Genomic DNA, 25,857 nt, shown 5'->3' on the forward strand with positions numbered 1-25,857 from the left:
GCCGGCATCTGCAGTTGCGCCGCTACTCGGGGCTGTCGGTCTTGGCGATGTAGACGTCGCAGGGGGCGCCGTGGGCCACGCTGTTGGCAACGCTGCCGAGGACGCGCCCCAGGCCGCGCATCCGGCGGTTGCCGACCACGATCATCTGCGCGTCGGAACGTTCCGCCTCGTGGATCAGCGCTTCCGCGGGCTTGCCCCGGGCTGCCGCGTAGGTGACGTTGATCCCGGCCGTCCGGAGACTGTCGGCTACACCCTTGGCCACCTTCTCGGCGTCGTCGGCGTCGGAAACAATCCACCGGTCGCTGCCGCTGCCGAACACCTCGGTCCGGTCGCTATCGAACGCGCTGACCACGTGCAGCGTCGCGCCGAGCGAGACAGCCAGGTCCCGGGCCGTTTGGGCCGCCTTCAGGGCAGTCTCGCTGCCATCGACGCCGACAACGATGATTCCGGTCATAGGGGACTCCTCTGGTCAGGCATGAATACGTCAGGCGCCGTTCAGTCAACAGCAATAGTTCAGGCTACAACGCCGCGACTGCTTCCCGCAGTACCGGCGCCAGACGCCGGACGCCTTCCTCGATTGCGTCCGGCGGCACCGCACTGAAAGCGAGCCGCAACTTGTTGGAGGGCTCGTCCGAGTGGGTAAATGCTGCACCGGGAATGAACACCACTCCGGCATCGATGGCCTTCTGCAACAGCGGGTAGGTGTCGATGCCCTCGGGCAGCGTGACCCAAATGAAGAAGCCGCCCTGCGGGCGTGTCCAGTTCAGCCCCTCGGGCATGTACTTCTCGAGGGCTGCGAGCATGGCCTTGCACCGCTCCTGGTACAGCCCGCGGTAGGTGGCAATCTGGCCGCGCCAGTCGTAGTCGCGCAGGTACGCGGAGACCAGCATCTGGTTGAGCGTCGGCGGGCACAGGGTGACGGCTTCCGAGGCGAGGTAGTAGCGGCGCTGCAGGTGCGCCGGGACCAGGGCCCAGCCGATCCGCAGTCCCGGGGCGAAGATCTTGGAGAAGGAGCCCATGTAGATCACATCGTCCGGGTTGCCGGCCCGCAGCGGGGTCAGCGGTTGGCCGTCGAAGCGCAGCAGGCCGTACGGATTGTCCTCCAGGACCAGAATATTCGCGTTGCGGCATATATCGACTACCTGCTGCCGGCGTTCGGCGGCGAGCGTGATACCGGACGGATTGTTGAAGCTTGGGATCGTGTAGAGGAATTTGACGTTCTTGCCCGCGGTCTGCAGGGCCGCGATCCTGGCCTCGAGGAGGTCCGGGATGATCCCGTGCTCGTCCATCGGCACCGTGGCCACCTCGACCTGGTAGGCCTCGAAGGTGTTCAATGCACCGACGTAGGTGGGATCCTCCACGAGGACGACGTCGCCCGGGTTGCAGAAGACCTTGGTCGCGACGTCCTGGGCGGACTGCGAGCCTGCGGTGATGACGACGTTTTCGGGCTTCGCGTCGAGGATCCCCTCGGCGGCCATGACCTCGCAGATCTGCGCGCGGAGCTCTTCGGTACCCTGCCCGCCGCCGTACTGCAACGCCGTCAGGCCGTGTTCGGCGATGATTTTCGCGGCGGACTGGCCCAGCCGCTCCAGTGGAAGGGACTGGAGGTAGGGGCTGCCGCCGGCGAGGGAGACCAGGCCCGGACGCAGGGAGATGTCGAAGACGTCCCGGACGGCCGACTGCTTGATATTTGCTGCGCGCTCCGAGAAAAGCCTCTCGTGGCGGTGGGCGGACGTAGCCGCACGTTCGATTGCGTCAATTGCCTCGGCCGGAAGGAGCTCTGCGGCGGCATCAAGTGTTTCGTGGGTCACAATCCTAGGATACAGGCCCGCGTTGTCACGGGGAAAACTTTTGTTCACAAGAACGGCAAGGGGATCCCGGACACAGGACACCCCCGGCAGTGGGGGGGCGCTGCCGGGGGTGTCGGTCTGTGATGAGCCTGCTTAGGCGGCGTCGGCGGTACGGGCTTCGGCCAAGGCTTCGAACACGCCCTTGATCTGCTCCACGACCTCGGCGTCGTCCTTCGGGTGGACCTCGGCGAAGCGGACCATCGAACCGGGGACGGCAAGCTTGACGTCTTCGAGCACCTTGGCACCGGCGATGCCGACGGCCTTTCGGGCCTCGTCCTGGGCCCAGACGCCGCCGTACTGGCCGAACGCGGTGCCGACGACGGCGGTGGGCTTGCCGCTCAGGGCGCCGGCGCCGAAGGGCCGGGAGAGCCAGTCGATGGCGTTCTTCAGCGGTGCGGGAACGGTGCCGTTGTATTCCGGGGTGACCAGGAGCAGGGTGTCGGCGTCGTTTGCGGCGGCACGCAGCGCTGCGGCGGCGGCGGGAACCTGGCCCTCGACGTCGATGTCCTCGTTGTAGAACGGAATGTTGCCGAGGCTCTCGTGGATGACGACGTCGACCTGCTCGGGAGCGTTGAGCTGGATGGCTTCGGCCAGCTGGGCATTCGTGGAGCCGGCGCGCAGGCTGCCGACCAGGGTGAGAACGGTGTTGGTAATCATGTGAACTCCTTGAAACGCGCCGCGGAGATTCCGGCGGCTGGATGGTCGCGGAGGCTTTGATGGCCTTCACCAAAGCTAAACGGACTGCGGTCCGCTTATTATTCCCCCGGGGCTAGACTGGGCGTTGTGAGCCTCATCCCAATTCGGCCCGGCGGGCAAGCAGACGACCCTCCGGCCCACCCCGGCAATCGTCCCGGCGTCCGGGGCGCGGCCGAGTCTGAACGCCGGGATGCCGCCCGCAACCGTGAATTGTTGCTCCGGGCCGCCCGGGAATTGATTGAGGAGTGCGGGGCGGACGGCCTCACCATGGCGTCCCTGGCCGGGCGCGCCGGCGTGGGCAAGGGGACCGTCTTCCGGCGCTTCGGCAGTCGGGCGGGACTCATGATGAGCCTGCTCAGTGATGCCGAGGCGCAGTTCCAGGGCCGGTTCATGTTCGGGCCGCCGCCGCTGGGGCCCGGTGCGCCGCCCCTGGAACGGCTGATTGCCTGTGGCGCGGAACGGATTGCCTGGGTGCTGGAATTTGGTGAGCTCGCCCGCGCCGCGGATGCGTCCGCCCACAACCGGTTCGATGTGCCCGCCGCCGTGCTCTGGCACCGGCATCTGGAACTGCTGCTGCGCGAAGCCGGGGTCAGTGCGGATCCCTGGCTGATGGCGGGCGCCCTGAGCGTGACCCTCGAGCCGGAGCGCATCCTGCATGCGGTGCGGGTCCACGGGGTCGCCCCGGACCGGCTGGTTGAGTCCTGGCGGGAGCTGGCCACCCGGGTGGTGCGCGGCGCGTAGGCTAGCCGACCCGCGCGGAGACTGCCAAGTCAAATCAATTCAAATGAGTTATTCATAACGATCTGGTAGTGGGCATACCGTTTCGCCCCCTTTCGCGCGCCTCCCCGCAATTTCTATGTGGTAGTTTCCTCTGGAATGTGACCCGCAACATAGCCCGGCTGGGCTGGCCGCAAGGCCTGCGGGGGGCCAGGCACCCGCTGGCCGAGATCCCGGATCGGCAGCGGACACCCCGCTGCCTTATGGGGGGACGACGGAAGGAACCACGCTGTGAATGTTGTAACGACCCCGGCCTGCGGACAGGCTGGTCCAGCCCGTCCGGTGGCCTCCGGAACCGCGCAGACCACGGCGATCCTGAACTAGCCCCATGCTCCGATACCTTGCCAAACGTGCCGTCACGTATGCATTCATGATTTTCCTGACCACCAGCGCCGGGTATTTCCTGGCGGTCACCAGCCTGCAGCCGGCGCTGCTGGAGCAGGAAAAAATTCCGCGCCCCACGCCGGAACAGGTTGCCAACTCCTTCCGACTCAAAGGACTGGACCCTGCCCTGAGCCCTTGGGAACGCTACGTGGACTGGCTCACCGGAATCGTCACGCGCTGGGACTGGGGACGCAGCCCCAACGGCGCCTTCGTGAACGCCGAGTTCGGCGACCGGGTCTGGATCTCCACCCGGCTGTTCCTGGCTTCGATCATCCTCACCCTGATCATCGGCGTCGCCCTCGGCGTCTACACCGCGGCCCGGCAGTACAAGTTCTCCGATCGCGCGATCACCTCGTACAGCTACCTCGTGTACATCGTGCCGGCCCCGATCGCCTACTTCCTGGTCCAGCTCGGCGCCATCAACATCAACGAAACCGTGGGCGACCGGATCTTTTTCGTCACCGGCATCTCCACACCCGGGCTGGACGGTGACGGCTGGGTGCAGTTCGTCGACATGATGGCCCACTACGCCGTGCCGACCTTCGCCATCACGATCGTGGGCTGGGGCGCCTACCAGATCGCCCAGCGCCAGTACCTGCTGGACAACGTCAACGCCGACTTCGTCCGCACCGCCCGGGCCAAGGGCCTCACCCGCAACCAGGCCATCAGCCGGCATGCCCTGCGGGTCTCGTTCATCCCGGTGGCGCAGAGCATCGCCTTCACCATCCCGGCCATCTTCGCCGGCGGCTTCTTCGCCGAGAAGATCTTCGCCTGGCACGGCGTCGGCTCCTGGAGCATCGACGCGATCGCGCTGCAGGATGTCAACGCGGCCACGGCGACACTCGCCTACGGCTCCGTGATCTTCGCGATCGGGGCGATCCTCGCCGACTTCGCCACCACCCTTGTCGACCCGAGAGTGCGGGTGCAGTAGCCATGACGAACTTGAACGCCATCGATCCGGCCGCCGTCGCGGAAGAAGCCAAGATCAAGAACAACGACGTCGTGATCGCGAAGTCGCGGATCATCGTGCGGCGCTTCCTGCGCAACAAGACCGCCGTGACCGGCCTGGCGATCTTCGTCCTGCTCACCGTGCTGTCCCTGATCGGCGGGATTTTCTCCAGCTGGGACAAGGAGACGATCGACCCCTTCAACATCGGCATGGGCCCTTCCTCGGAGCACCTGCTGGGCACCTCCCAGGCCGGCATCGACCTGTACGCCCTGACCGTGGAAGGGACCCGGGTCTCGATCCTGATCGGCCTGGTCGTCGGCCTCGTGTCAGTGCTGATCGCCGCGGTGTACGGCTGCACCATGGCCTACTTCGGCGGCAAGGTCGACAAGGTGATGCTGTTCATCCTGGAAGCCCTGATCATGATGCCGGCCCTCCTGGTCGTGGCCGTGGCCACGAGCGGCGGCGGCAACGGGCTGCAGCAGAACCTCCCCAGCTGGCTGCTGCTGATCATCGTCCTGCTGATCTTCAACTGGATGGGCACCGCCCGCCTGATCCGCTCGCTCTCGATGTCGCTCATGCAGCGCGACTTCGTCAAAGCCGCCCAGTACATGGGCATCCCCGCGCGCCGCATCGTCTGGCGCCACCTCGTGCCGAATATCGGTTCGCTGCTGGTCCTGGACATCACCCGCGGCGTGACCGGCGCCATCCTCGCCGAGGTCGCGTTCTCCTTCATCGGCATCGGCATCAAGGTCCCGGATGTGAGCCTGGGCGTGCTGATCGGCCAGGCGACCTCCCAGGTCTCCACTTTCCCGTGGATGTTCTGGGTGCCGCTGACCGTGATGTTCCTGCTGACCGGTTCGCTCGCCATGATGAACGACGGTCTCCGTGACGCGTTCGATCCCAGCTCCAGCTCCATTGGCAGCGCCAAGAAAAAGAAGAAGACCTCATGAGCAGCGATACCACCGCCACCGACCTCAGCACCGCCGAACGGCTGCACGTGGCCGGCCTGCACACCGCCGGCGGGCACTACGCAGATGCGCCGGCGGGTGCCGTGCTCTCCGTCCGCGACCTCAACGTCCGCTTCAACACCGAGAACGGCGTGGTGCACGCTGTGCGCGGCATCGACTTCGACCTGATGCCGGGAAAGACCCTCGGGATCGTCGGCGAATCCGGCTCGGGCAAGTCCGTCACCTCGATGGCCATCATGGGCCTGCTGCCGGATACCGCCGAGGTCACCGGCTCCGTCCGGCTCAAGGGCCAGGAACTGTTGGGGCTCAGCGACAAGGCCATGTGCCGCTACCGCGGCAACGAGCTGGCCATGGTCTTCCAGGACCCGTTGTCCTCGCTGACCCCGGTCTACACCGTAGGCAACCAGATCATCGAGGCGCTCACGGTGCACAACCCGACCATGAGCAAGCAGGCCAAGGAGGCCCGCGCCGTCGAACTCCTGGGCATGGTGGGCATTCCCAGCCCCAAGGACCGGCTCAAGGCCTTCCCGCACGAATTCTCCGGCGGTATGCGCCAGCGGGTGATGATCGCCATCGCGATTGCCAACAACCCGCGCGTTCTGATCGCGGATGAGCCGACGACGGCGCTCGACGTCACCATCCAGGCGCAGGTGCTCGAGGTGCTGCACACCGCGCAGGAGGAAACCGGCGCCGCCGTCGTGATGATCACGCACGACCTGGGCGTCGTGGCCGGAATGGCCGACGACATCATGGTGATGTACGCCGGCAAGCCGGTGGAGACCGGCAGCGTCGACGACATCTACTACAACCCCAGGATGCCCTACACCATGGGGCTGCTGGGCGCCGTTCCCCGCGTCGACGTGGCCGAGAAGACCTCGCTGGTGCCGATCGAGGGCATCCCGCCGAACCTCATCCACGCGCCCACCGGCTGCTCCTTCGCCCCGCGCTGCCCGCTGGTCAGCGAGGCCTGCCTGCAGGGCGAACCCGAGCTCTGGCCGGTCAGCGGCACCGGCGACGGCACCCTGGAGCACAAGGCCGCCTGCATCAAAACCGATTCCCTTGCCACCGAGGTGGACGTCCACGAAATCTTCCACGCCCCCGCGGTGCCCGTCTCCCGGTTCGACGCGGTGCCCCGGGCCGAGCGCAAGGCTGTCCTGGAGCTCAAGGACGTCAAGAAGCACTTCCCGCTGATGAAGGGCGCCCTGCTCAAGCGCCGGATCGGCACGGTCAAGGCCGTGGACGGTCTGAGCTTCGACATCCGCGAGGGCGAATGCTTCTCGATCGTGGGCGAGTCCGGCTGCGGCAAGACCACCACGCTGCTGGAAATCATGGAATTCCACCGCGACCAGGACGGCGAGGTGACCATCGGCGGCCTGAGCAACAAAGCCGCCTCGGACGCCAAGACCAAGGCCGCCATGCGCAAGGAACTCCAGATGGTGTTCCAGGACCCCACCGGCGCCCTGGATCCGCGCTTCACCGTCTACGAGGTGCTGGCCGAGCCGCTGGAGAACTCCGGGATGGCCAAGCCTGCGATCCGGAAGCGGATCATGGAGCTGATGGAGCTCGTGGGCCTCCAGCCGGACCACGTCAACCGCTTCCCGAACCAGTTCTCCGGCGGCCAGCGCCAGCGCATCGGCATCGCCCGCGCCCTGGCGGTGAACCCCAAACTCGTGGTCCTGGACGAGCCGGTGTCCGCGCTGGATGTCTCCGTCCAGGCCGGCGTCATCAACCTGCTCGACCAACTCCGCGCCGAACTCGGGCTGAGCTACCTGATGGTGGCCCACGACCTGTCCGTGGTGCGCCACATCTCCAACCGTGTGGCCGTGATGTACCTAGGCAAAATCGTGGAAATCGGGGACGTCGACAGCGTCTTCGACAACCCGCGCCACCCCTACACCCGCGCCCTGCTCTCCGCCATCCCGGTGCCGGACCCGCAGCTGGAGCGCACCCGCGAACGCATTATCCTGCAGGGCGACCTGCCGTCGCCGCTCGATGCGCCGAAGGGCTGCAACTTCGCCACCCGCTGCCCGGTCTTCGCCGCACTCCCGGCCGCCAAGCAGGAAAAGTGCCTGACCCTGGAGCCGCCGCTGGAAACCGCGACGGCGCCTGCCCCGGCCACCGGCCCCCGGACCGACGCCTCGCCGTCGGCCTCCACAGACCAGCAATTCGCCTGTTTCTACCCGGACGGCGAACTGGACGCGGACATGTTGGTTGTCCACGAGTCCCTCTGACGCACCAAACCGCACCTGAACCACAACTCGCACCAAAAATGAAGGGGATCATTATGAAGAATCTGACCAAGATCGGCGGGGTGGCCGCCGTAGTGGCAGCCCTCGCGCTGACCGGATGCGGCGGAGGCGGCGCCACCACGACCGCCGAGAGCGCCAAGGCCCAGGACGCCAACGGCGACCTCAACAAGCTCGTCAGCGTCAACGCCAAGAAGGCCGACGAACTGAAGCAGGGCGGCACCGTGACCCTGCCGGTCGGCAACATCGGCCCGGACTTCAACGGCTTCTCCAATGCGGGTAACTCCGCGGACAACACCGAGCTGCACTACCCGATCGACGAAGCCGGTTACGTGGGCTGCTGGAAGCTCGACTTCGACGGCACCGCGAACCTGAACAAAAACTTCTGCGAAGACTTCAAGAGTGAGGTCAAGGATGGCAAGCAGACCATCACCATCAAGATCAACCCGAAGGCCGTGTACAACGATGGCACCCCCATCAACGCCGCTACCTTCGTCAACACCTGGAAGATGCTCAACGGCAAGAACAAGGACGTGGACATTGTCTCGTCCGGTGCCTACGAGTTCATCGACTCCGTCAAGGCCGGCAGCAGCGACAAGGAAGTCATTGCCACCACCACCCAGCCGGTCTACCCGCTGAGCGACATCTTCGGCGGCTTCATCCCGCAGACCGTCAACACGCCGGAGCTCTTCAACACCGGGTTCTCCGGCCAGATGCACCCCGAGTGGATGGCCGGCCCGTTCAAGGTCGACAAGTTCGACTCCGCGGCGAAGACCGTCACCATGGTCCCGAACGACAAGTGGTGGGGCGAAAAGCCGGTCCTGGAAAAGGTGGTCTTCCGCCAGCTCGAGGCCAGCGCCGAGATCGCAGCGTTCAAGAACGGCGAGATCGACATGGCTGACGGCCGCACGCTGACCAAGTACAAGCAGCTCGAAGGCTCCAAAAACTCCGAGGTCCGCCGCGGCCAGCGTCTGTTCGCCGGCGGCCTGAACCTCAACGCCCTGAAGGCCCCGCTGACCGACGTCGCCGTCCGCAAGGCGATCTTCACCGCCGTCGACCGCCCGGCCATCCGCGCCGTGCGCTTCGGTGGCTTGAACTGGGAAGAGGAAAGCTCAGGATCGATGATGCTGATGCCGTTCTCCAAGTACTACCAGGACAACTACCCGGTCAAGGATGTTGGCGCCGACGCGGCGAAGAAGGCCCTGACCGAGGCCGGCTACGCCCCCAACGCCAAGGGCATCATGGAGAAGGCCGGAAAGCCCGTCTCCTTCAAGATCACCAACTTCGGTGACGACCCCACCTCGCTCGCCACCGTTCAGACCCTGCAGAAGCAGCTCCAGGCCGCCGGCATGGACGTCGGCATCGACCAGCGCGGCGACGCCGACTTCGGCAAGGTTGTGGGCAGCCGCGACTTCCAGCTCACCATCAGCGGCTACACCGTAGGCTCGGACGCAACCTCGGGTGTGAAGCAGTTCTACGATTCCAAGACCAACGAAAACCAGCTCGGCGACGCCGAACTGGACAAGGAAATCAAGGACCTCGCTTCCATCCAGGACGATGCCCAGCGCAACAAGGCCGCCATGGAGGTCGAGAAGAAGCACATGGCGAAGTACTTCTCCATGGGCGTCATCATGAACGGCCCGCAGATCTACTTCGCACGCACGGGCCTTGCCAACTATGGCGCGTCCCTGTTCCAGACCCCGGACTGGAGCCTCGTCGGCTGGCAGAAGTAAGCCTTCCCTTCCGACGCTCCCTCACCTAGGGCAGCAATCCAGGCGACCCTCCCCACTCTGCGGGGGAGGGTCGCCTGCGTTGTTGCCGGGCCTGAGGGAGCCTCGGGCGGGCGGGTAACGTGGACGCATGGCACCTTCCTCCCCGCCCATCCGCACCGCAGTCGCCGGCTTCGGCCTCTCCGGCAGCGTGTTCCATGCGCCGCTGATCGCGGCCAACCCGGCTTTTTCCCTCGACGTCATTGCCACCTCCGACGCGGGCCGGAAGGCGACGGCCGCCGCGGCCTACCCGGCGGCCAGGATCGTCGATACCCCGGCCGCCGTCCTCGAACTCGCCGGCGGGCTGGACCTGCTGGTGCTGGGGACGCCGCCGGCCACCCACTACCCGCTGGCCAAAGCCGCGCTGGAGGCGGGCCTCGACGTCGTCGTTGACAAGCCCTTCACGGTGCGCAGCGCCGAGGGCCGGGAGCTGATGGACCTGGCCGCACGGCTGGGCCGCGTACTCACCGCCTTCCAGAACCGGCGCTGGGACGGCGATTTCCTGACCGTGCGCGCCCTGCTGGAGAGCGGCGTCCTGGGCACGGTCACGCGCTTCGAATCACGCTTCGAGCGCTGGGCGCCGAAGGTCACGAAAGCGTGGAAGGCGGCGGCCACCCCCGACGACGGCGGCGGGGTGCTGTTCGACCTCGGCACGCACCTGCTGGACCAGGCGCTCGCGCTCTTCGGCCCTGCCGCCGTGATCCACGCGGAACTGGCGGCCCGGCGGCCCGGGGAACGGGCGGACGACGACGTTTTCGTGGCCCTGCGGCATGATTCCGGGGTGACGAGCCACCTCTCGATGAACCTGCTGTGCGCCCAGCAGGGGCCGCGCTACCGCCTGTTGGGCAGCGACGGCGGCTTCACCAAACACGGCGTGGACCCGCAGGAGCCTTATCTCGCCGCCGGCGGGAGTCCGCTCGACGCAGCCTACGGCGTGGAGGACCGCGAGTGGGCCGGCCTGCTGGGCCGCGACGGCCACCTGGACCGCCTGCCCACCGAACGCGGCGCGTACCCGGAGTTTTACCGGATCCTCGCCGAGAAAATCATCGACGGCGGCACGTCCTCGGCTCTGCCGCTCCCGGTGGATCCCGCCGACGCCGTCGAAGTGCTGCGGCTGATCGAACAGGCCCGGGAGCTCGTTTAAACACCCATCGACTGCTCCGATAACGCCGTTTGGGGGGTCCAAAAGGGCGTTTACGGAGCAGCCGATGCCGGTGGAACTTACGCGGAGACCAGCTCGTGCCAGTCCGCGACCAGGGGCAGGTTGTGCGCCTCGGAGACCGAGCGGTGCGCAACCTGGCCGGCGGCGATGTTGAGGCCGGCAGCGAGGGCGGCGTCGCGCTCAAATGCGGCCTTGACGCCCAGGTTGGCCAGCGAAACCGCGTAGCGCAGCGTGACGTTGGTCAGGGCGTAGGTGGAGGTGTTCGGCACGGCGCCGGGCATGTTGGCGACGCAGTAGAAGATCGTGTTGTGGACCTTGTACGTCGGTTCCTGGTGTGTGGTGGGGTGCGTGTCCTCGAAGCAGCCGCCCTGGTCCACGGCGATGTCCACCAGCACGGAGCCGGGCTTCATCCGGGAGACGAGCTCGTTGGTGACCAGCTTCGGGGCCTTGGCGCCGGGGATCAGCACGGAACCGATCACGAGGTCGGCGTCGACCACGGACTTCTCGATCTCGTAGGCGTTGGAGGCGACCGTCTTCAGGCGGCCCTGGTACTGGGCGTCGAGTTCGCGCAGCCGGTTGATGTTGATATCCAGGATGGTGACGTCGGCGCCGAGGCCCAGGGCCATGGCGGCGGCGTTGGTGCCGGCCACGCCGGCGCCCAGGACTACGACCTTGGCCGGGCGGACGCCCGGGACGCCGCCGAGCAGCACGCCCTTGCCGCCGGCCGGAGCCATCAGCGAGGTGGCGCCGACCTGCACGGACAGGCGGCCGGCAACCTCGGACATCGGGGCCAGCAGCGGCAGCGTACGGCCTTCCTGCACGGTCTCGTAGGCGATGGCGGTGACGCCGGAGTTGATGAGCTCCTGCGTCAGTTCCGGCTCGGCGGCCAGGTGCAGGTAGGTGAAGAGGATCAGGCCCTTGCGGAACCGGTGGTATTCGGCCTTGACCGGCTCCTTGACCTTCATGACCATGTCGGCGCGGGACCACACGTCGTCCGCTTCGGCGACGATCTCGGCACCGGCAATGGCGTATTCCTCGTCCGTGATGCCGGAGCCCAGGCCTGCGCCGCGCTCGACCAGGACGGTGTGGCCGTGGTGGCGGAATTCGTGCACGCCGGCGGCCGTGATGGCGACGCGGAATTCGTTGTTCTTGATCTCTTTGGGGACGCCGATGATCATTTTTGGGCTCCAGTGGTGGTGGCCGCGCGGGCCGGGTGTGCGGGGGAAGTCGTGATTCCAGAATAGAACCGGCTGTGAGGCAGGCGACAGGGCCGCCGGTCCCGCCCCACGCCGCACCCGCGTGTTTCCGGGAATTTCCAAAAGCTCGGCTCGACAACTGTCGAGTCAGGGAACGTCAGGTGTCGCCTCTTGTCCGTCGCCGTTCCGTTCGGCCCCGGGACCCGCGGGGCAGTAATGTGGCAGCATGCAGCAGCAGGACGTAGAGCAGCTCGTGGAGCGGGTGGCCCAGCGGCTCGGGCGCGGGCTCTCGCTCGAAGACCTCGACGGCGTCCTGCTCGCCTACAGCTCCAACCAGTCGCACGCGGACCGGGTCCGGGTGAACTTCCTGCTCAGCAAGCGCGTCGCGGCGGACGTCAGCGCCTGGCAGCTCTCGCACGGCATCGCGACGGCGGTGCGGCCCGTCGTCGTGCCGGCCAACGAGGAACTGGGCATGCTGGGGCGCGTCTGTGTCCCGTTGCTGGTCCGCGGATTCCGGGTGGGCTACCTCTGGGTCCAGCTCGACGCCGCGGAGCCCACCGCGGGCACCGTCCTGGCCCAGTTGCCGGAGGTGGCGCGCGAGCTGGAGGAGCTCTCCGCCCTGCTGCTGGACTCGAACACGGCCGAATCCGAGTTCCGCCGCCGGCGCGAACAGGAGTTCCTCGCCGCCTGCCGGGGCGAGGCGAACGCCGTCGCCGCCGTCGCGGGCTGGAAGGAAGTGCAGGGCCGCGGGCCGTGGCAGCTGGTGACCGTCCTCGACGCCGACGGCTGGGCGGAGGGTTCGGACCCGATCGCTTCCACACTGATCCACAGGTCCGCTGCGCTGCAGGCCACCATCGGTGTGGACGCGGCACTGTTCAGCGCGGGGACCGAGACACACGCCGTCGTGCTGTTCAAGGAATCCACCGGACGGGCCAACCACGCCCAGGTGCTGGTCCACTACCAGCTGGAACTGGCCAAGCGCGCGGGCCGACCGGTCCGCCGGATCATCCTCGGCACCTCCGAGGGCTTCTCCCGGCCGCGGGAACTGGCCGAGGCGTACCGGCAGTCCCGGCAGGCGGCGCAGGCCGCGGCCGTGGACCCCCAGCTGGGCGAGCTGGTGGACTGCCGTGCCACCGGTCTCTACCAGTTGCTGGCCTCGGCCGGCGGCGGGGCCGGAGCCTGGGCGGATGCGGGCTCGGTGTACTTCCGGATGCTGGAGGACCACGACCGGAACGGTGAACTGCTGCCGGTGCTGGAGCTTTTCTACGATAACGACAGTTCGGTCCAGGAGGTGGCGGCCAAGCTGCACCTGCACCGGAGCAGCATCTACAACCGGCTCGGCAGGATCCGCCAGGTGCTGGGCGTTGACCCGCTCAAGGGAATGGTCCGGCTGGAACTGCACGCGGCGCTGAAGGCGCGGCGCTGGGCCCAAAGGCCAAGGATCTAGGCTGCCCCGGCTAGCGGTCGTCGCGGAGGGCGGAGTCTTGCTCGCTGTCGGGGCGGGAGGCCAGCGGCCGCGCCGCCTCCCGAAGCGCATCGGGCGCAGTCTCCCGCGCTGTGCGCCTCCGGCGCGATATCCGGCTGTCCATCCACAGGGCGACGGCCACGAACGCGACGCAGCTGGCCATGAACGCCGCGGTGTTGTTCAGCCCCATCACCGTTCCGAGGATGCCGGTGAGCACCATGGCGGCGATGCCGGCCAGGATGTGCCACCCTCTGAACTTACCCACAATTCAAGCGTAACCCCGGCCTCTGCCGCGTTTCCGCGCCGGGACGGGATCGTTGTTTGATCCTTATCACGCCGTCACGAAGCATCCGCGCCGCCGCTGTCATTGCTGTCAGCTGAGTCGCCGACGGCCTCGGGTGCCGCATTTTCCGCGGCGGTTTTCTTCTTTTGCGTCTCCAGCCACGCCATGATGTCGGCCAGCCGGATCCGCCGGTGCGTGCCGCGGTACTCGACCGGGATCTCGCCGCGGTCCGTCATGTTCCGCAGGTACGTGTGCGAGATGCCCGCCAGCTCCGCCGCCTTCGACGTGGTCAGCATCTCCTCCACGCTGCTGACGGTGACCGACTCGCCCCGGCTGAAGCGGCCCAGCAGGTCGACGACGGCGTCCCTTGCCGCGGGCGGCAGGCGGTGCACGGTGCCGTCGACGAAGACCGTGATGTCGTTGCTGCCGTTGAGCGCGTACTTGAGTTTTTGTGCGTCTTCGGCAGGAAGCCCGGCGGTCACCCGGGGAGCAATCAGTGTCATGGAGTGCATCCTAGCGCCCCGGGTAGGGCCTCACGTTCCGGTTACAGACCCAGTTCTTCCAGCACCGGCAGCTTGGCCCGGACCCAGGCGCGCGCCTCTGTGGCGCTCGGGGCGGAAAGTGCCAGCTTGGCCAGCTCCTGCGCCTCGGCCAGGGTCACGGTCTTCAGCACCGCTGCCACGGCCGCGATGGAACGCGCCGTCATCGACAGGGTCGTGACGCCCAGCCCGGTCAGCACGACGGCGAGGGCAGGATCCGCCGCGGCCTCACCGCAGACGCCCACCGGTTTGCCGTGGCCTTCGGCGGCGGAACCTTCGACCGTCAGGCCCACGAGCCGGAGCACGGCCGGCTGCCACGGGGTGTTCAGCGCGGCGAGCGGGCCCAGCTGCCGGTCCGCGGCCATGGCGTACTGGGTCAGGTCGTTGGTGCCCAGGCTCGCGAAAGACACTTCCCGCAGGATGGCCTCCGCGGTCAGCGCCGCGGACGGCACCTCCACCATGACGCCGGGGGTCTTGATCCCGGCGGCAGCGCACAGGGACGCGAATCGTGCGGCTTCCTCCGCCGTCGAAATCATCGGTGCCATCACCCAGACGTCCGCCTCGGATTCCTGCTCCGCCAGGGCGATGGCCTGCAACTGGCGTTCCAGCACTCCCGGGGTGGTGAAGTCGGTCCGGTAACCGCGGACGCCAAGGGCCGGGTTGGGCTCGGTGGCGTCGGTCAGGAACGGGAGCGGCTTGTCCGCGCCGGCGTCGAGGGTGCGGAGCACCACTTTCTTGCCGGGGAAGGCGTCGAAGACGCCCTTGTAGGCGGCGGCCTGCTCCTCCACGGTGGGTTCGGTATCCCGTTCGAGGAAGCAGAACTCGGTCCGGAACAGGCCCACGCCCTGGGCGTTGAGCCCGGCCGCGGCCACGGCATCCTTCGCCCCGCCCACGTTGGCCAAGAGCGGCACGAGGTGGCCGTCCGCCGTCGCACCGGTACCGTCAAAGTCCGCCAATAGCGACGCGGTCGCGGCCCAATGCTCCGCGGCGGCGCGCTGGGCGTCGTCCGGTTCAGCCGTGATGGTCCCGGCGGCCCCGTCGACGTAGACCTCCGTGCCGTCCGGCAAGGCGTCGACGCCGGCGGCAGCGACGACGGCGGGCAGGCCGAGGGAGCGGGCGATGATCGCGGTGTGCGACTGCGGGCCGCCGCCGGCGGTCAGCAGTGCGAGCACCTTTTCGGGATCGAGCGTGGCCGTGTCCGCCGGCGCCAGGTCCTCCGCAATCAGGATGAACGGGGTGGCGGCGGAGGGGATGCCCGGGGCGGGCACGCCACGCAGCTCGGCCACGATCCGCGCCCGCACGTCCAGGACGTCGGTGGCCCGCTCAGCCATGTAGCCGCCGAGGTTGTGCAGCATCTCCGAGACGGACGCGCCGGCTTCCCAGATGGCGCGCTGGTTGGAGGTCCCGCGGCCAATCAGCTTGGCGGCGGACTTCAGCAGCATGGTGTCGGTCGCCATCAGCGCGGTGGCCTCCAGCACGGCCTTGCCGTCGCCGCTGACCGTCTCGGACCGCGCCTTGAGCTCGTCGTGCACGGCCTTCGCCGCCGCCTTCAGGGCCGCCGTGGCCTCCTCGGGGGAGACGCCGGCCGGAAGCTGTTCGCCCGCCGGCGGCTCACTGACCGGCCTCGGCATCTGCCGGATGGTGCCGATGATCCGGCCGGGGCTGACGCCTACTCCTTGGAAGTTCTGCACTGAAAGTCCTCATTCTCTGCCGTGAGCCAGTAAGTCAGTCCAGGTGCCGCCACTGAACCGCTAGATCCTAGATTTCCTGCGGCTGTCCACTACGTCAACCGGCAACTTGCGGTACCTGAAAAAAGTGTATGTGATGCACTTCATATAGCGTTGCTATAGGTGCTAGGGTAGCGGTTATGAGTATCGAAGGCCAGCTACCGCCCAAAATCCGGCTGCTGCGTGCAGCTGCGGGATTGCTGGCCAAGTCCGGGGGAGCCGCGGTTTCCACGCGCCAGATCACGCAGCTGGCGGGGGTGACTGCCCCCACCCTGTATCACCACTTCGGTGACAAGGAGGGGCTTTTCGACGCCGTTGTGGCGGCAGGATTCGAGGAGTACGTGGCCGGCGAGCGAGACTTCGCTCCGTCCGGGCAGCCGCTGGAGGACATCCGGCGGATGTGGGACCAGCACGTGCAATTCGGGCTGAAGCAGCCGGAACTGTACCTCGTCATGTTCGGCAACATCCGCCCCGAGAGCCGTCCCGCCGTTGTGGCTGACGCCGAGGCGCTCATGGAGGAAATGCTGAACAAGGCCGCGGTCGCCGGCCAGCTCAACGTCCCGCCCCGGGAGGCGGCGAGGAGCATCCTGGCTGCGAACGTGGGCGTGACCCTCATGCTGATCACGGAGAAGGCACCGGAGCGCAACCTCGAGCTCTCCGCCATGACCCGCGACGCGATGATCTTCGCGGTCTCCACGGAACAGGCCCGGCAAGCCGGGCCGGAAGACTCCGGGAAGTCCCCGGTAGTGGTAGCGGCCATCGCCCTGAATGCGGCGCTGCAGGCCTCGCACTCGGACCAGCTGTCCAGCTCTGAACTCAAGCTCTTTCTCGAATGGCTCCACCGGATCTCCACCAGTTCCACCAGCTAGCTCGTCGAAAATATCGGACAATCCTGCGGTGCAGCAGGAATCACGGTTAGGAAATCACATGGCAACAGAGACCGTTGCGAAACCCCGGACCAGTATCAGGGTCGGTGTGCAGAAATTTGGCACCTTCCTGTCCGGAATGATCATGCCCAACATCGGCGCCTTCATCGCCTGGGGCATCATTACCGCCTTCTTCATCCCGGCGGGCTTCACCCCCAACGCCGACCTGGCCAAGCTGGTCGGCCCGATGATCACCTACCTGCTGCCGCTCCTGATCGGCTACACCGGCGGCCGCATGGTCTACGGCGTGCGCGGCGGCGTGGTCGGCGCGGCGGCCACCATGGGCGTGATCGTCGGAACGGACATCCCGATGTTCATCGGCGCCATGATCATGGGGCCGCTGACGGCGTGGATCATGGAGAAGATCGAAAGCCTCTGGGAGAACAAGGTCAAGCCCGGCTTCGAGATGCTGATCGACAACTTCACCGCGGGCATCGTCGCCGCCGTCATGGCCATCTTCGGCATGCTGGTGATTGGCCCGGTGGTGAAGGCCTTCAGCAACGGCGCCAGCGCCGTCGTCGAGTTCCTGGTCAACAACGGCCTGCTGCCCTTCACGAGCATCTTCATCGAGCCCGCGAAGGTATTGTTCCTGAACAACGCCGTGAACCACGGGATCCTGACCCCGCTGGGCACCGAACAGGCGCTCGCCCAGGGCAAGTCCATCCTGTTCCTGCTTGAGGCCAATCCCGGCCCGGGCGTGGGCGTCCTGCTCGCTTACATGATCTTCGGCAAGGGCATGGCCAAGGCTTCGGCCCCCGGCGCCGCCCTGATCCAGTTCGTCGGCGGCATCCACGAAATCTACTTCCCGTACGTGCTGATGAAGCCGATCATCATCCTCGCCGCGATCGGCGGCGGCATGACCGGCATCTTCACCCTCGTCCTGACCGGTGCGGGCCTGCGCTCCCCGGCCGCCCCGGGAAGCATCCTCGCGGTCTTCGCCGCGACCCCGCCGGACAGCTACTTCGGCGTGGCCTTGTCCGTGCTGCTGGCCGCGACCGTGTCCTTCCTGATTGCCTCCGTCATCCTCAAGTCCAGCAAGGACGTCGAGGGTGACGAACTTGGCGCCGCGACCACCCGGATGGAAGCCATGAAGGGCAAGAAGAGCTCCGTCTCCTCCGCCCTCGTGGGCGGCGGTGCGGGCGCCGGCGGCGTCGCGGTGCTGGCCGGTCCGGTCAAGAACATCGTCTTCGCTTGCGACGCCGGCATGGGCTCGAGCGCCATGGGCGCCTCGGTGCTCCGCAACAAGATCAAGGCCGCCGGCTACCCGGATGTCAAGGTCACCAACTCCGCGATCGCGAACCTGAGCGACACCTACGATGTCGTCATCACGCACCAGGACCTGACCGAACGGGCCAAGCCCGCGACGTCCAGCGCCGTCCACGTCTCGGTGGACAACTTCATGAACTCGCCGCGGTACGACGAGATCGTGGAACTGGTCCGGACCAGCAACGCGCCGGCCGACGCCTCCGGTGCGATGGCGGATGCGGGAACGGGTGTGGCCGTGGCAACGGCATCCGCACCGGAAGCGGAGCCCGAAGCCGGGCCGTCCGGCATCCTGGTGGCCGACAGCGTGATCCTCAGCGGAACGGCAACCACCCGTGACGCTGCGATCGACGAGGCGGGCCGGCTGCTGCTGGACCGCGGCGCCGTCGACGCCGGCTACCTCGACGCCATGCATGAGCGCGAGGAATCCGTCTCGACCTACATGGGCAGCTACCTCGCGATCCCGCACGGCACCAACGCCGCCAAGGACCACATCATGAAGTCCGCGGTCTCGGTGATCCGCTACCCGAACGGCATCGACTGGAACGGCAAAGAGGTCAAGTTCGTCGTCGGCGTCGCCGGCATCAACAACGAGCACCTCCAGATCCTCTCCTCGATCGCCAGGGTCTTCACCAACAAGGCACAGGTCGCGCAGCTGGAGGCGGCCACCACCGTCGACGAAGTGCTCGACCTGTTCGGAAAGGTAAATTCCTAGTGAAGGCTGTTCATTTCGGAGCCGGAAACATCGGCCGTGGATTCGTCGGACTGCTGCTGCACGAGGCCGGGTATGAGGTGGTGTTCGCGGATGTCGCGGATGCCCTCATCACCCAGCTCGCCGCGGCGGACAGCTACCAGGTCCACGAGGTGGGGGACAGCCCGGCCGTGCGCACGGTGGACAACTTCCGCGCGCTGAACTCCGGCACCCAGGAAGCCGACGTCGTCGCGGAAATCGCGACGGCGGACATCGTCACCACCGCGGTGGGCCCGCACATCCTCAAGTTCGTGGCACCCGTGATCGCCAAGGGGATCGCGGCCCGGCCGGCCGGGCTGGCGCCGCTGCAGGTGATGGCGTGCGAGAACGCGATCAACGCGACCGACATCCTGAAGTCCGAAATTTCCGCCCAATGGGATCCGGCCGCCGGTTCGCTGGATGCCGCCGCCGTGTTCGCCAACACGGCGGTGGACCGGATCGTGCCCAACCAGGAGGCCGGGCAGGGCCTGGACGTCACAGTGGAGACGTTCTATGAGTGGGTCATCGACCGGACCCCGTTCGCGGGGAAGGAACCAGCCATTCCGGGGGCGACCTTCGTGGACGACCTGGCGCCCTACATCGAGCGGAAGCTCTTCACCGTGAACACCGGGCACGCCTCGGCCGCGTACTTCGGCTTCGAAGCCGGGCTGTCCAAGATCTCCGAGGCCATGGCGGACCAGGACGTCGCCGCCGATGTGCGCGCAGTGCTCGACGAGACCAAGGAACTGCTGGTGGCCAAGCACGGCTTCAACCGCGAGGAGCAGGAAGCCTACGTGCAGAAGATCCTCGGCCGGTTCTCCAACCCGCACCTTCCGGACACCGTGAACCGGGTGGGGCGGGCACCGCTGCGCAAGCTCAGCCGGCACGAGCGCTTCATCGGTCCCGCTGCGGAGTTGGCCGAGCGCGGGATTGTCCCCGAGGCACTGCTCGGTGCGATCGCCGCCGCGCTGCGCTTCAACGACCCGGCCGACGCCGAGGCCGTGGAGCTGGCGCAGATCCTGAACTCCTCCACCCCGGAGGACGCCACGACGAAGATCACCGGCCTGGACTCGGGGCATCCGCTGTTCCCGGCCGTCTGTGCCCTCGTCGAGGAAGCCAAGGCCGCCGTCTAGCCGGACGCTTCCTCACCTTTCGCGGAAAAACAACGGGCCCTCCCTCACACCAGGTGAGGGAGGGCCCGTCGTTTAGGCCGTGGATCTGCGCGGGCGTCGCCCCAGGACCGGCAGGCCCGGCAGGACCGGCAGGAGCTGCGGAAGCGTCAGACGCGGCTGGCGGCGGCGGTTTCGCCGTCGGCCATCGCCTTCCATTCGGCCACGCGCGCCTGGTGCAGCGGCGAGCGGCGGACGACGGCGAACGCGGCACCCAGGACCGCGAACCAGAGCGGAGTGACCAGCAGGGCCACAAGGGTGTCCGGCTGCGTGGTCAGCGCCCAGACCAGGAACGCGAAGAACGCAAACACGACCCACACCATGGGAATGCCGCCGGGCATCTTGAACGTCGAGGCCGCGTGGAGTTCCGGCCGGCGCTTCCGGAACACGAGGTAGCTGGCCAGGATGATGCTCCAGACAAACATGAAGCAGACGGCGGACACGGTGGTGACCATGTCGAAGGCCACGCCCACGTCCTTGCCCGCATACAGCAGCGCGACGCCGGCCAGCAGCAGCACGCAGGACAGGAACAGCGCGTTCTGCGGGACCTTGCGGCTGGAGAGGCGGCCGAAGAGCCTGGGGGCGTCGCCGTCGTTGGCCAGGCCGTAGACCATCCGGGAGGTGGAGTAGATGCCGGAGTTGGCCGAGGACATCGCGGAAGTCAGCACCACGAGGTTCACCACCGTGGCGGCCATGCCGAGCCCGGCGAGGGAGAACATGGCGATGAACGGGCTCTGGCCCGCCTTGAAGCCGGTCCACGGGGTGACGGACATCAAGATGATGAGGGCGCCGACGTAGAACAGCATGACGCGCAGCGGGATCGCGTTGATGGCGCGGGGCAGGTTGTGCTCCGGGTTCTTGGTTTCGGCCGCGGCGGTACCCACCAGCTCGATGCCCACGAAGGCGAAAACAGCGATCTGGAAACCGGCCACGAAGCCCATGAACTCCTTGGGGAACAGGCCGCCATGGCTCCACAGGTTACTGAAGCCCGCGGTGCCGGCGTTGGAATGGAAGCCGGTGAAGATCATAACCAAGCCCACAGCGATCAGCGCCACGATGGCCACGATCTTGATCAGGGCGAACCAGAATTCCGTCTCACCGAAGGCCTTGACGGTCGGAAGGTTCAGCAGGAGCAGGATGATGATGGTCGCGATCCCCGGGACCCACAGCTGGATGCCGGGCCAGAGCTGCTCGGCGTAGCCGGCAATCGCGATCACGTCCGCCACCCCCGTGACCACCCAGCAGAACCAGTAGGTCCAGCCGGTGAAGAACCCGGCCCAGGGGCCCAGCAGGTCGCCGGCGAAGTCGCTGAAGGACTTGTAGTTCAGGTTGGACAGCAGCAGCTGGCCCATGGCGCGCATGACGAAGAACAGCATGAAGCCGATGATCATGTACACGAAGATCACGGACGGTCCGGCCACGGAAATGGTCTTGCCGGAGCCCATGAAGAGGCCGGTGCCAATGGCGCCGCCGATGGCCAGGAGCTGGATGTGCCGGTTGCTCAACGAGCGTGCAAGGTGGGGCTCGGTGTCCCGGCTGGAGGCAGTTCTCTGCTCCGCGGTTGTCTGTTCGGGCATGTCAACAATCCTTCGTGTGGTCCGCCGCATTGGTGACGGCGGTTACAAATCAGCCTTTCTAAGGTACAGCTTCGAAGGCCGGGCCCCCTGCCGAACGTTTCATCGTTGCGTCATGGCAAGCTGGGCGGGTGACTACAAATTCGGCGGACCAGGCCGCCCTGCTAACATTCGGCGTCGACGGCGGGACGTTCCGGCTGCGCCCCGCCGCCCGCGCGGACCTGCCCGCCATTCTCCGGCTGCTCGCCGACGACCAGCTGGGCTCCTCGCGCGAGGATGCTGCGGATCTGGCGCCGTACCAGACGGCCTTCGACGCGATCGACGCCGATCCGGCCCACCTGCTGCTGGTGGGGGAACTGACACCGGAGCGCGGCGCCGGGCCCCGGGTGGTGGCGACCTTCCAGCTCAGCTTCTTGCCCGGGCTGTCCCGGCGCGGGTCGTGGCGTGCCCAGCTCGAGGCCGTGCGGGTCGCCGGCGAACTGCGGGGCCAGGGCGTCGGCGCCGCGATGGTGCAGTGGGCGCTCGGGGAGTCGCGGCGGCGTGGCTGTTCCCTGGTGCAGCTCACCACGGATAAGTCGCGGACAGCGGCGCACCGATTCTACGAGCGGCTGGGGTTCGCGACCAGCCATGAGGGCATGAAGCTGCTGCTCTAGCGGCCGCGCCGGCGGCAGCCGCACCGTTGACTCTTAGGCCGCCTAACTGTTAGGCTCCCTAAGTATGAGTGAACACCCGCTGCCGGATCCCGTACTGCTCGCCCTCTCCCGGGATTTCCGGGAAGCCCTGCGCCACAGCATCTACCTGGTCCGGCGCTTGGACGCCGACGGCGAACTCAGCGCCGCCCAGCTCAGCACTCTCAAGATGCTGCTGGACAGCTCCGAAGACAGCGCCGGGGCCAACGGCGTGCGGGTGGGTGAGATTGCCCGCAACCTCGGGGTCAAGGTTCCCAGCGCCACCGAGCAGATCATCAAGCTCGAACGGGCCGGGCTGGTCCGGCGTGAGGCGGATCCGGCCGACTCCCGGGCCGTCCGCGTCAAGCTCACCGCCGAGGGCCACGCCGCCGTCGAATCGGCCAACACCCGCCGCAACGCGGTCATGGCAGGGATCCTCGGCTCACTCACCGATGCGGAACGGCAGGCCCTCGCGGCCGCCATCCCGGTGATCGGCAAGATCAACGAGAGCCTGCAGCCCTGACAGCCAGGCCACTGCCTGCCAGGAACAACGACAGCAAGAACCCACAACCTTAGGAGCGCCCTCCATGGACGGCCAGCTCACGGCCCCCGCGCCGGAAGCAACATCAACCCTTGGGGCCGAAAAAGCCTCGCTACTCAAGCAGCCCAAGGCGGTCTGGGCCACGGCCCTGGCGGCGGTGTTCGCGTTCATGGGCATCGGGCTGGTGGATCCCATCCTGCCCGCCATCGCCAAGAACCTTGACGCCACCCCCAGCCAGGTGTCCCTGCTGTTCACCAGCTACTTCATGGTCACCGCCATCGCCATGCTGATCACCGGCTTCGTCTCCTCCCGGATCGGCGGCAAGCGCACGCTGCTGGCCGGCCTCGCCATCATCGTGGTGTTCGCCTCGCTGTCCGGCCTCTCCGGCAGCGTGACCGAACTTGTCGGCTTCCGTGCCGGCTGGGGGCTGGGCAATGCCCTCTTCGTCGCCACCGCCCTGGCCGTGATCGTCGGCGTCGCCAGCGGCGGCGCCGGGACCGCCATCATCCTCTACGAGGCGGCGCTGGGCCTGGGCATTTCACTCGGCCCGCTGCTGGGCGCCTTGCTCGGGGGGTGGCAGTGGCGTGCCCCGTTCTTCGGCACCGCCGTCCTGATGGCCTCGGCCTTCATCGCCCTGATCGCCCTGCTGCCCAAGACCCCGCTGCCGGAACGGAAGGTCCGGCTCCGGGACCCGCTGCTGGCGCTGGGCCACAAGGGCCTGCGGACGACGGCGGCCAGCGGGCTGTTCTACAACTACGGCTTCTTCACCATCCTCGCCTTCACCCCGTTCATCCTGGGGATGGACGCCTACGGGATCGGCGGCGTGTTCTTCGGCTGGGGTGTCGCCGTCGCCGTCTTCTCGGTGTTTGTCGCCCCCGCGCTGCAGCGGCGCTTCGGGGCTGTCCGCGTGCTGAGCGGCACGCTGGCGCTGCTGCTCCTGGACCTGGCCGGCCTCGGCCTGGCCGCGGGGCACTCGGTGCCCGCCGTCGTCGTCCTCGTGGTGGCCTCCGGCGCCCTGCTGGGGATCAACAACACGATCTACACCGAGCTGGCCATGGGCGTCTCCGACTCGCCGCGGCCCGTGGCCTCGGCCGGGTACAACTTCGTGCGCTGGATGGGCGGCGCACTGGCGCCGTTCGCCGCGGCGCAGCTGGGTGAACACTTCGGGCCCCAGGTTCCGTTCTTCGCCGCGGCGGTCGCCATGGCGCTGGCGATCGCGGTGGTCCTCGGCGGGCGGCGGTACTTGAGCACGCACGAGCCGCACCTGGTCTAACCCGCCGGACCTACAGTTGAGGCCCATGTTCCGCGGAACATGGGCCTCAACTTTTTGTTCGTGCAATGCCGCGGGGGCTACTTCTTGGCGGAACCCTTCGGCACGAACAGCGTCTCCGCGTGCTCCAGCGCCATGCCGTTGGTTTCCGGCACCTTGAACATCACGAAGAAGAACGACGCCGCCGCGAACAAGGCGTACATGGCGTAGGTCAGCGGCAGCGAGGCTGCCGCCATCACGGGGAAGCTCAGCGTGATGGCGAAGTTCGCGATCCACTGGGCGGCCGCGGCCAGGCCCAGGGCGCGGGCGCGGATCCGGGACGGGAAGATTTCACCCAGCAGCACCCAGACCAGCGGGCCCCAGGAGGCGCCGAAGCTGATCACGAAGACGTTGGCGGCCACCAGGGCGGCGGGGCCCCAGGCGCCCGGGAGCGTGATCGCATCGCCGGATCCGGTGGCGGATCCGAAGGCGAAGGCCATGGTCGCCAGCGAGACGGCCATGCCGATGGAACCCGCCAGCATGATGGGGCGGCGGCCGATCCGGTCCACCAGTGCGATGGCGACCAGGGTGACCAGGATGTTGGTGATCGCGGTCGCCACGGAAATCGTGAGCGAGTCCTTCTCCTGGAAGCCCACAGCTTTCCAGAGCGTCGTGGAGTAGTAGAAGATCACGTTGATGCCGACGAACTGCTGCAGCACCGACAGGATGATGCCGATCCACACCACCGGCTGCAGGCCAAGCGCCTTGCCGCGCAGGGAGCCCTTCTGGCCGGCGAGCTTGTCCTCCTCGATGGCCTTCTTGATGTCACGCAGGTGGCGGTCGGTGTCCTCGTCCGGCGCGATGGATTCGAAGACCTTGAGGGCGTCCTCGTCCTTGCCCTTGAACACGAGGAACCGCGGCGATTCGGGAAGCGTGAAGGCGATCCAGCCGTAGACGACGGCCGGGACGGCGCCGGCAATGAACATCCAGCGCCAGGCCTCGATGCCGAACCACAGGTTCTGGTCGGCGCCGCCGGCGAAGTTGGCGAACACGGCGTCGGAGAGCAGCGCCGCGAAGATACCGGTGGTGATGGCGAGCTGCTGCAGCGACGCCAGCCGGCCGCGCACGTGGCGGGGTGAAATCTCGGAGATGTAGGCCGGGGCGATCACCGAGGCGAGGCCGATTCCCAGGCCCCCGACGAGGCGCCAGAAGATCAGGTCCCAGACGCCGAACGCGAAGCCGGTGCCGAAAGCGCTGACCAGGAACAGCAGCGCGCCGAGCTTCATGGCGGGGATGCGGCCGTAACGGTCCGCGACCTTGCCGGCCAGGTAGGCGCCGGCCGCGCAGCCAAGCAGGGCGACGGCGACGGCGAACCCGGTCACGGCCTCGCTGAGCGCGAATTCTTCCTTGATGGCGTCGACTGCGCCGTTGACAACCGAGGAATCGAAGCCGAAGAGGAAGCCGCCAACGGCGCCCGCCACGGCCAGCCAAATGACCCGCTTGGGGATCTTGGCGACGGTCTGGTCTTGGGTGGTGGTCATGTGGCTCCCTCGGCAATTCGTGGTCAGCGGCTCACGCCGCAGCTACCCAGTCTGACACCGGGGATGCCGCGATGCACGTCACAGGACGGGAAAATGAGAGCAAGCTTACAATTCCTGAGGAGATGCGCCGCGCGGCCCACCGGCGGCGTCACGCCGGACCCACTTTCGACGTCGGCGGCCCTGGA

Annotated in this window: 22 protein-coding genes; 13 read left to right on the top strand and 9 right to left on the bottom strand. The window is 67.4% G+C overall.

Annotated features, from left to right (window positions below):
- Nucleotides 1–22 precede the first annotated feature (22 nt).
- The 3 genes from AB4Y91_RS14975 to AB4Y91_RS14985 form a co-directional block, all read right to left on the bottom strand.
- A complete protein-coding gene (locus AB4Y91_RS14975) occupies nucleotides 23–454 on the bottom strand; it encodes a universal stress protein (protein WP_175323500.1) in 432 nt (143 codons plus the stop codon).
- 64 nt (nucleotides 455–518) lie between these two features.
- The gene (locus tag AB4Y91_RS14980; protein WP_441419226.1) at nucleotides 519–1,811 is read right to left on the bottom strand and encodes an aminotransferase-like domain-containing protein; all 1,293 of its coding nucleotides are present in this window, start codon (nucleotides 1,809–1,811) and stop codon (nucleotides 519–521) included.
- A gap of 132 nt (nucleotides 1,812–1,943) precedes the next feature.
- Nucleotides 1,944–2,507, bottom strand: coding sequence for an NAD(P)H-dependent oxidoreductase (locus tag AB4Y91_RS14985; protein ID WP_441419227.1), 564 nt, complete (start codon nucleotides 2,505–2,507; stop codon nucleotides 1,944–1,946).
- 126 nt (nucleotides 2,508–2,633) lie between these two features.
- Between AB4Y91_RS14985 and AB4Y91_RS14990 the strand changes: the two genes are divergently transcribed.
- The 6 genes from AB4Y91_RS14990 (at nucleotide 2,634) to AB4Y91_RS15015 (ending at nucleotide 10,783) form a co-directional block, all read left to right on the top strand.
- Nucleotides 2,634–3,287 carry a TetR/AcrR family transcriptional regulator gene (locus AB4Y91_RS14990; protein WP_441419228.1) on the top strand — a complete coding sequence of 218 codons (654 nt, stop codon included), beginning with the start codon at nucleotides 2,634–2,636 and terminating at the stop codon, nucleotides 3,285–3,287.
- A 364-nt stretch (nucleotides 3,288–3,651) separates the two neighbouring features.
- A complete protein-coding gene (locus AB4Y91_RS14995; RefSeq protein ID WP_441419229.1) occupies nucleotides 3,652–4,638 on the top strand; it encodes an ABC transporter permease in 987 nt (328 codons plus the stop codon).
- A 2-nt stretch (nucleotides 4,639–4,640) separates the two neighbouring features.
- Complete coding sequence (locus tag AB4Y91_RS15000; RefSeq protein ID WP_441419230.1) at nucleotides 4,641–5,606, top strand: ABC transporter permease; 966 nt, start codon at nucleotides 4,641–4,643, stop codon at nucleotides 5,604–5,606.
- The gene (locus tag AB4Y91_RS15005; RefSeq protein ID WP_441419231.1) at nucleotides 5,603–7,855 is read left to right on the top strand and encodes a dipeptide ABC transporter ATP-binding protein; all 2,253 of its coding nucleotides are present in this window, start codon (nucleotides 5,603–5,605) and stop codon (nucleotides 7,853–7,855) included. The genes AB4Y91_RS15000 and AB4Y91_RS15005 overlap by 4 nt, the downstream gene beginning before the upstream one ends.
- A 53-nt stretch (nucleotides 7,856–7,908) precedes the next feature.
- A complete protein-coding gene (locus AB4Y91_RS15010) occupies nucleotides 7,909–9,603 on the top strand; it encodes an ABC transporter family substrate-binding protein (RefSeq protein ID WP_441419232.1) in 1,695 nt (564 codons plus the stop codon).
- A gap of 127 nt (nucleotides 9,604–9,730) precedes the next feature.
- On the top strand, nucleotides 9,731–10,783 hold the full coding sequence (locus AB4Y91_RS15015; RefSeq protein WP_441419233.1) for a Gfo/Idh/MocA family protein: 1,053 nt from the start codon (nucleotides 9,731–9,733) through the stop codon (nucleotides 10,781–10,783).
- Between the two features lie 77 nt (nucleotides 10,784–10,860).
- Here the strand turns inward: AB4Y91_RS15015 and ald are convergent, their stop codons facing one another.
- Entirely contained in the window at nucleotides 10,861–11,979 is a 1,119-nt protein-coding gene (ald, locus tag AB4Y91_RS15020; RefSeq protein WP_441419234.1) for an alanine dehydrogenase, read from the bottom strand.
- Between the two features lie 244 nt (nucleotides 11,980–12,223).
- On the opposite strand from ald, the gene AB4Y91_RS15025 reads away from it, so the two are divergent.
- Nucleotides 12,224–13,444, top strand: a complete 1,221-nt coding sequence (locus AB4Y91_RS15025; protein WP_441419235.1) for a PucR family transcriptional regulator — start codon at nucleotides 12,224–12,226, stop codon at nucleotides 13,442–13,444.
- A 10-nt stretch (nucleotides 13,445–13,454) separates the two neighbouring features.
- Here the strand turns inward: AB4Y91_RS15025 and AB4Y91_RS15030 are convergent, their stop codons facing one another.
- The 3 genes from AB4Y91_RS15030 to ptsP form a co-directional block, all read right to left on the bottom strand.
- A complete protein-coding gene (locus AB4Y91_RS15030) occupies nucleotides 13,455–13,727 on the bottom strand; it encodes a hypothetical protein (protein WP_441419236.1) in 273 nt (90 codons plus the stop codon).
- Nucleotides 13,728–13,801: 74 nt separating this feature from the next.
- A complete protein-coding gene (locus AB4Y91_RS15035; RefSeq protein WP_441419237.1) occupies nucleotides 13,802–14,248 on the bottom strand; it encodes a helix-turn-helix domain-containing protein in 447 nt (148 codons plus the stop codon).
- Nucleotides 14,249–14,289: 41 nt separating this feature from the next.
- Nucleotides 14,290–15,975 (bottom strand): phosphoenolpyruvate--protein phosphotransferase, encoded by a 1,686-nt coding sequence (ptsP, locus tag AB4Y91_RS15040; protein ID WP_441419238.1) that lies wholly within the window; start codon nucleotides 15,973–15,975, stop codon nucleotides 14,290–14,292.
- 176 nt (nucleotides 15,976–16,151) lie between these two features.
- On the opposite strand from ptsP, the gene AB4Y91_RS15045 reads away from it, so the two are divergent.
- Genes AB4Y91_RS15045 through AB4Y91_RS15055 form a run of 3 tightly spaced genes read left to right on the top strand, consistent with a single transcriptional unit; the run spans nucleotide 16,152 to nucleotide 20,063 of the window.
- Nucleotides 16,152–16,880, top strand: coding sequence for a TetR/AcrR family transcriptional regulator (locus AB4Y91_RS15045; protein WP_441419239.1), 729 nt, complete (start codon nucleotides 16,152–16,154; stop codon nucleotides 16,878–16,880).
- Nucleotides 16,881–16,938: 58 nt separating this feature from the next.
- On the top strand, nucleotides 16,939–18,915 hold the full coding sequence (locus AB4Y91_RS15050) for a PTS mannitol transporter subunit IICBA (RefSeq protein WP_441419240.1): 1,977 nt from the start codon (nucleotides 16,939–16,941) through the stop codon (nucleotides 18,913–18,915).
- On the top strand, nucleotides 18,915–20,063 hold the full coding sequence (locus tag AB4Y91_RS15055; RefSeq protein ID WP_441419241.1) for a mannitol-1-phosphate 5-dehydrogenase: 1,149 nt from the start codon (nucleotides 18,915–18,917) through the stop codon (nucleotides 20,061–20,063). The genes AB4Y91_RS15050 and AB4Y91_RS15055 overlap by 1 nt, the downstream gene beginning before the upstream one ends.
- 146 nt (nucleotides 20,064–20,209) lie before the next feature.
- On the opposite strand, the gene AB4Y91_RS15060 is transcribed toward AB4Y91_RS15055, so the two are convergent.
- Entirely contained in the window at nucleotides 20,210–21,676 is a 1,467-nt protein-coding gene (locus tag AB4Y91_RS15060; RefSeq protein ID WP_441419242.1) for an amino acid permease, read from the bottom strand.
- 128 nt (nucleotides 21,677–21,804) lie between these two features.
- Here AB4Y91_RS15060 and AB4Y91_RS15065 point away from each other — a divergent pair, with 128 nt between their 5' ends.
- From AB4Y91_RS15065 to AB4Y91_RS15075, 3 genes are all read left to right on the top strand, one after another.
- Nucleotides 21,805–22,326: a GNAT family N-acetyltransferase gene (locus AB4Y91_RS15065; protein ID WP_441419243.1), complete on the top strand. Its 522-nt coding sequence runs from the start codon at nucleotides 21,805–21,807 to the stop codon at nucleotides 22,324–22,326.
- A 64-nt stretch (nucleotides 22,327–22,390) separates the two neighbouring features.
- Nucleotides 22,391–22,864 carry a MarR family winged helix-turn-helix transcriptional regulator gene (locus AB4Y91_RS15070; protein WP_441419244.1) on the top strand — a complete coding sequence of 158 codons (474 nt, stop codon included), beginning with the start codon at nucleotides 22,391–22,393 and terminating at the stop codon, nucleotides 22,862–22,864.
- A gap of 64 nt (nucleotides 22,865–22,928) precedes the next feature.
- A complete protein-coding gene (locus AB4Y91_RS15075) occupies nucleotides 22,929–24,155 on the top strand; it encodes an MFS transporter (protein WP_441419245.1) in 1,227 nt (408 codons plus the stop codon).
- 77 nt (nucleotides 24,156–24,232) lie between these two features.
- Here AB4Y91_RS15075 and AB4Y91_RS15080 read toward each other — a convergent pair whose 3' ends face one another.
- Complete coding sequence (locus AB4Y91_RS15080; protein ID WP_441419246.1) at nucleotides 24,233–25,672, bottom strand: sugar porter family MFS transporter; 1,440 nt, start codon at nucleotides 25,670–25,672, stop codon at nucleotides 24,233–24,235.
- Nucleotides 25,673–25,857 lie beyond the last annotated feature (185 nt).

This window comes from Arthrobacter sp. YAF16, from assembly GCF_052113385.1.
In the GTDB taxonomy this organism is placed as follows: domain Bacteria; phylum Actinomycetota; class Actinomycetes; order Actinomycetales; family Micrococcaceae; genus Arthrobacter.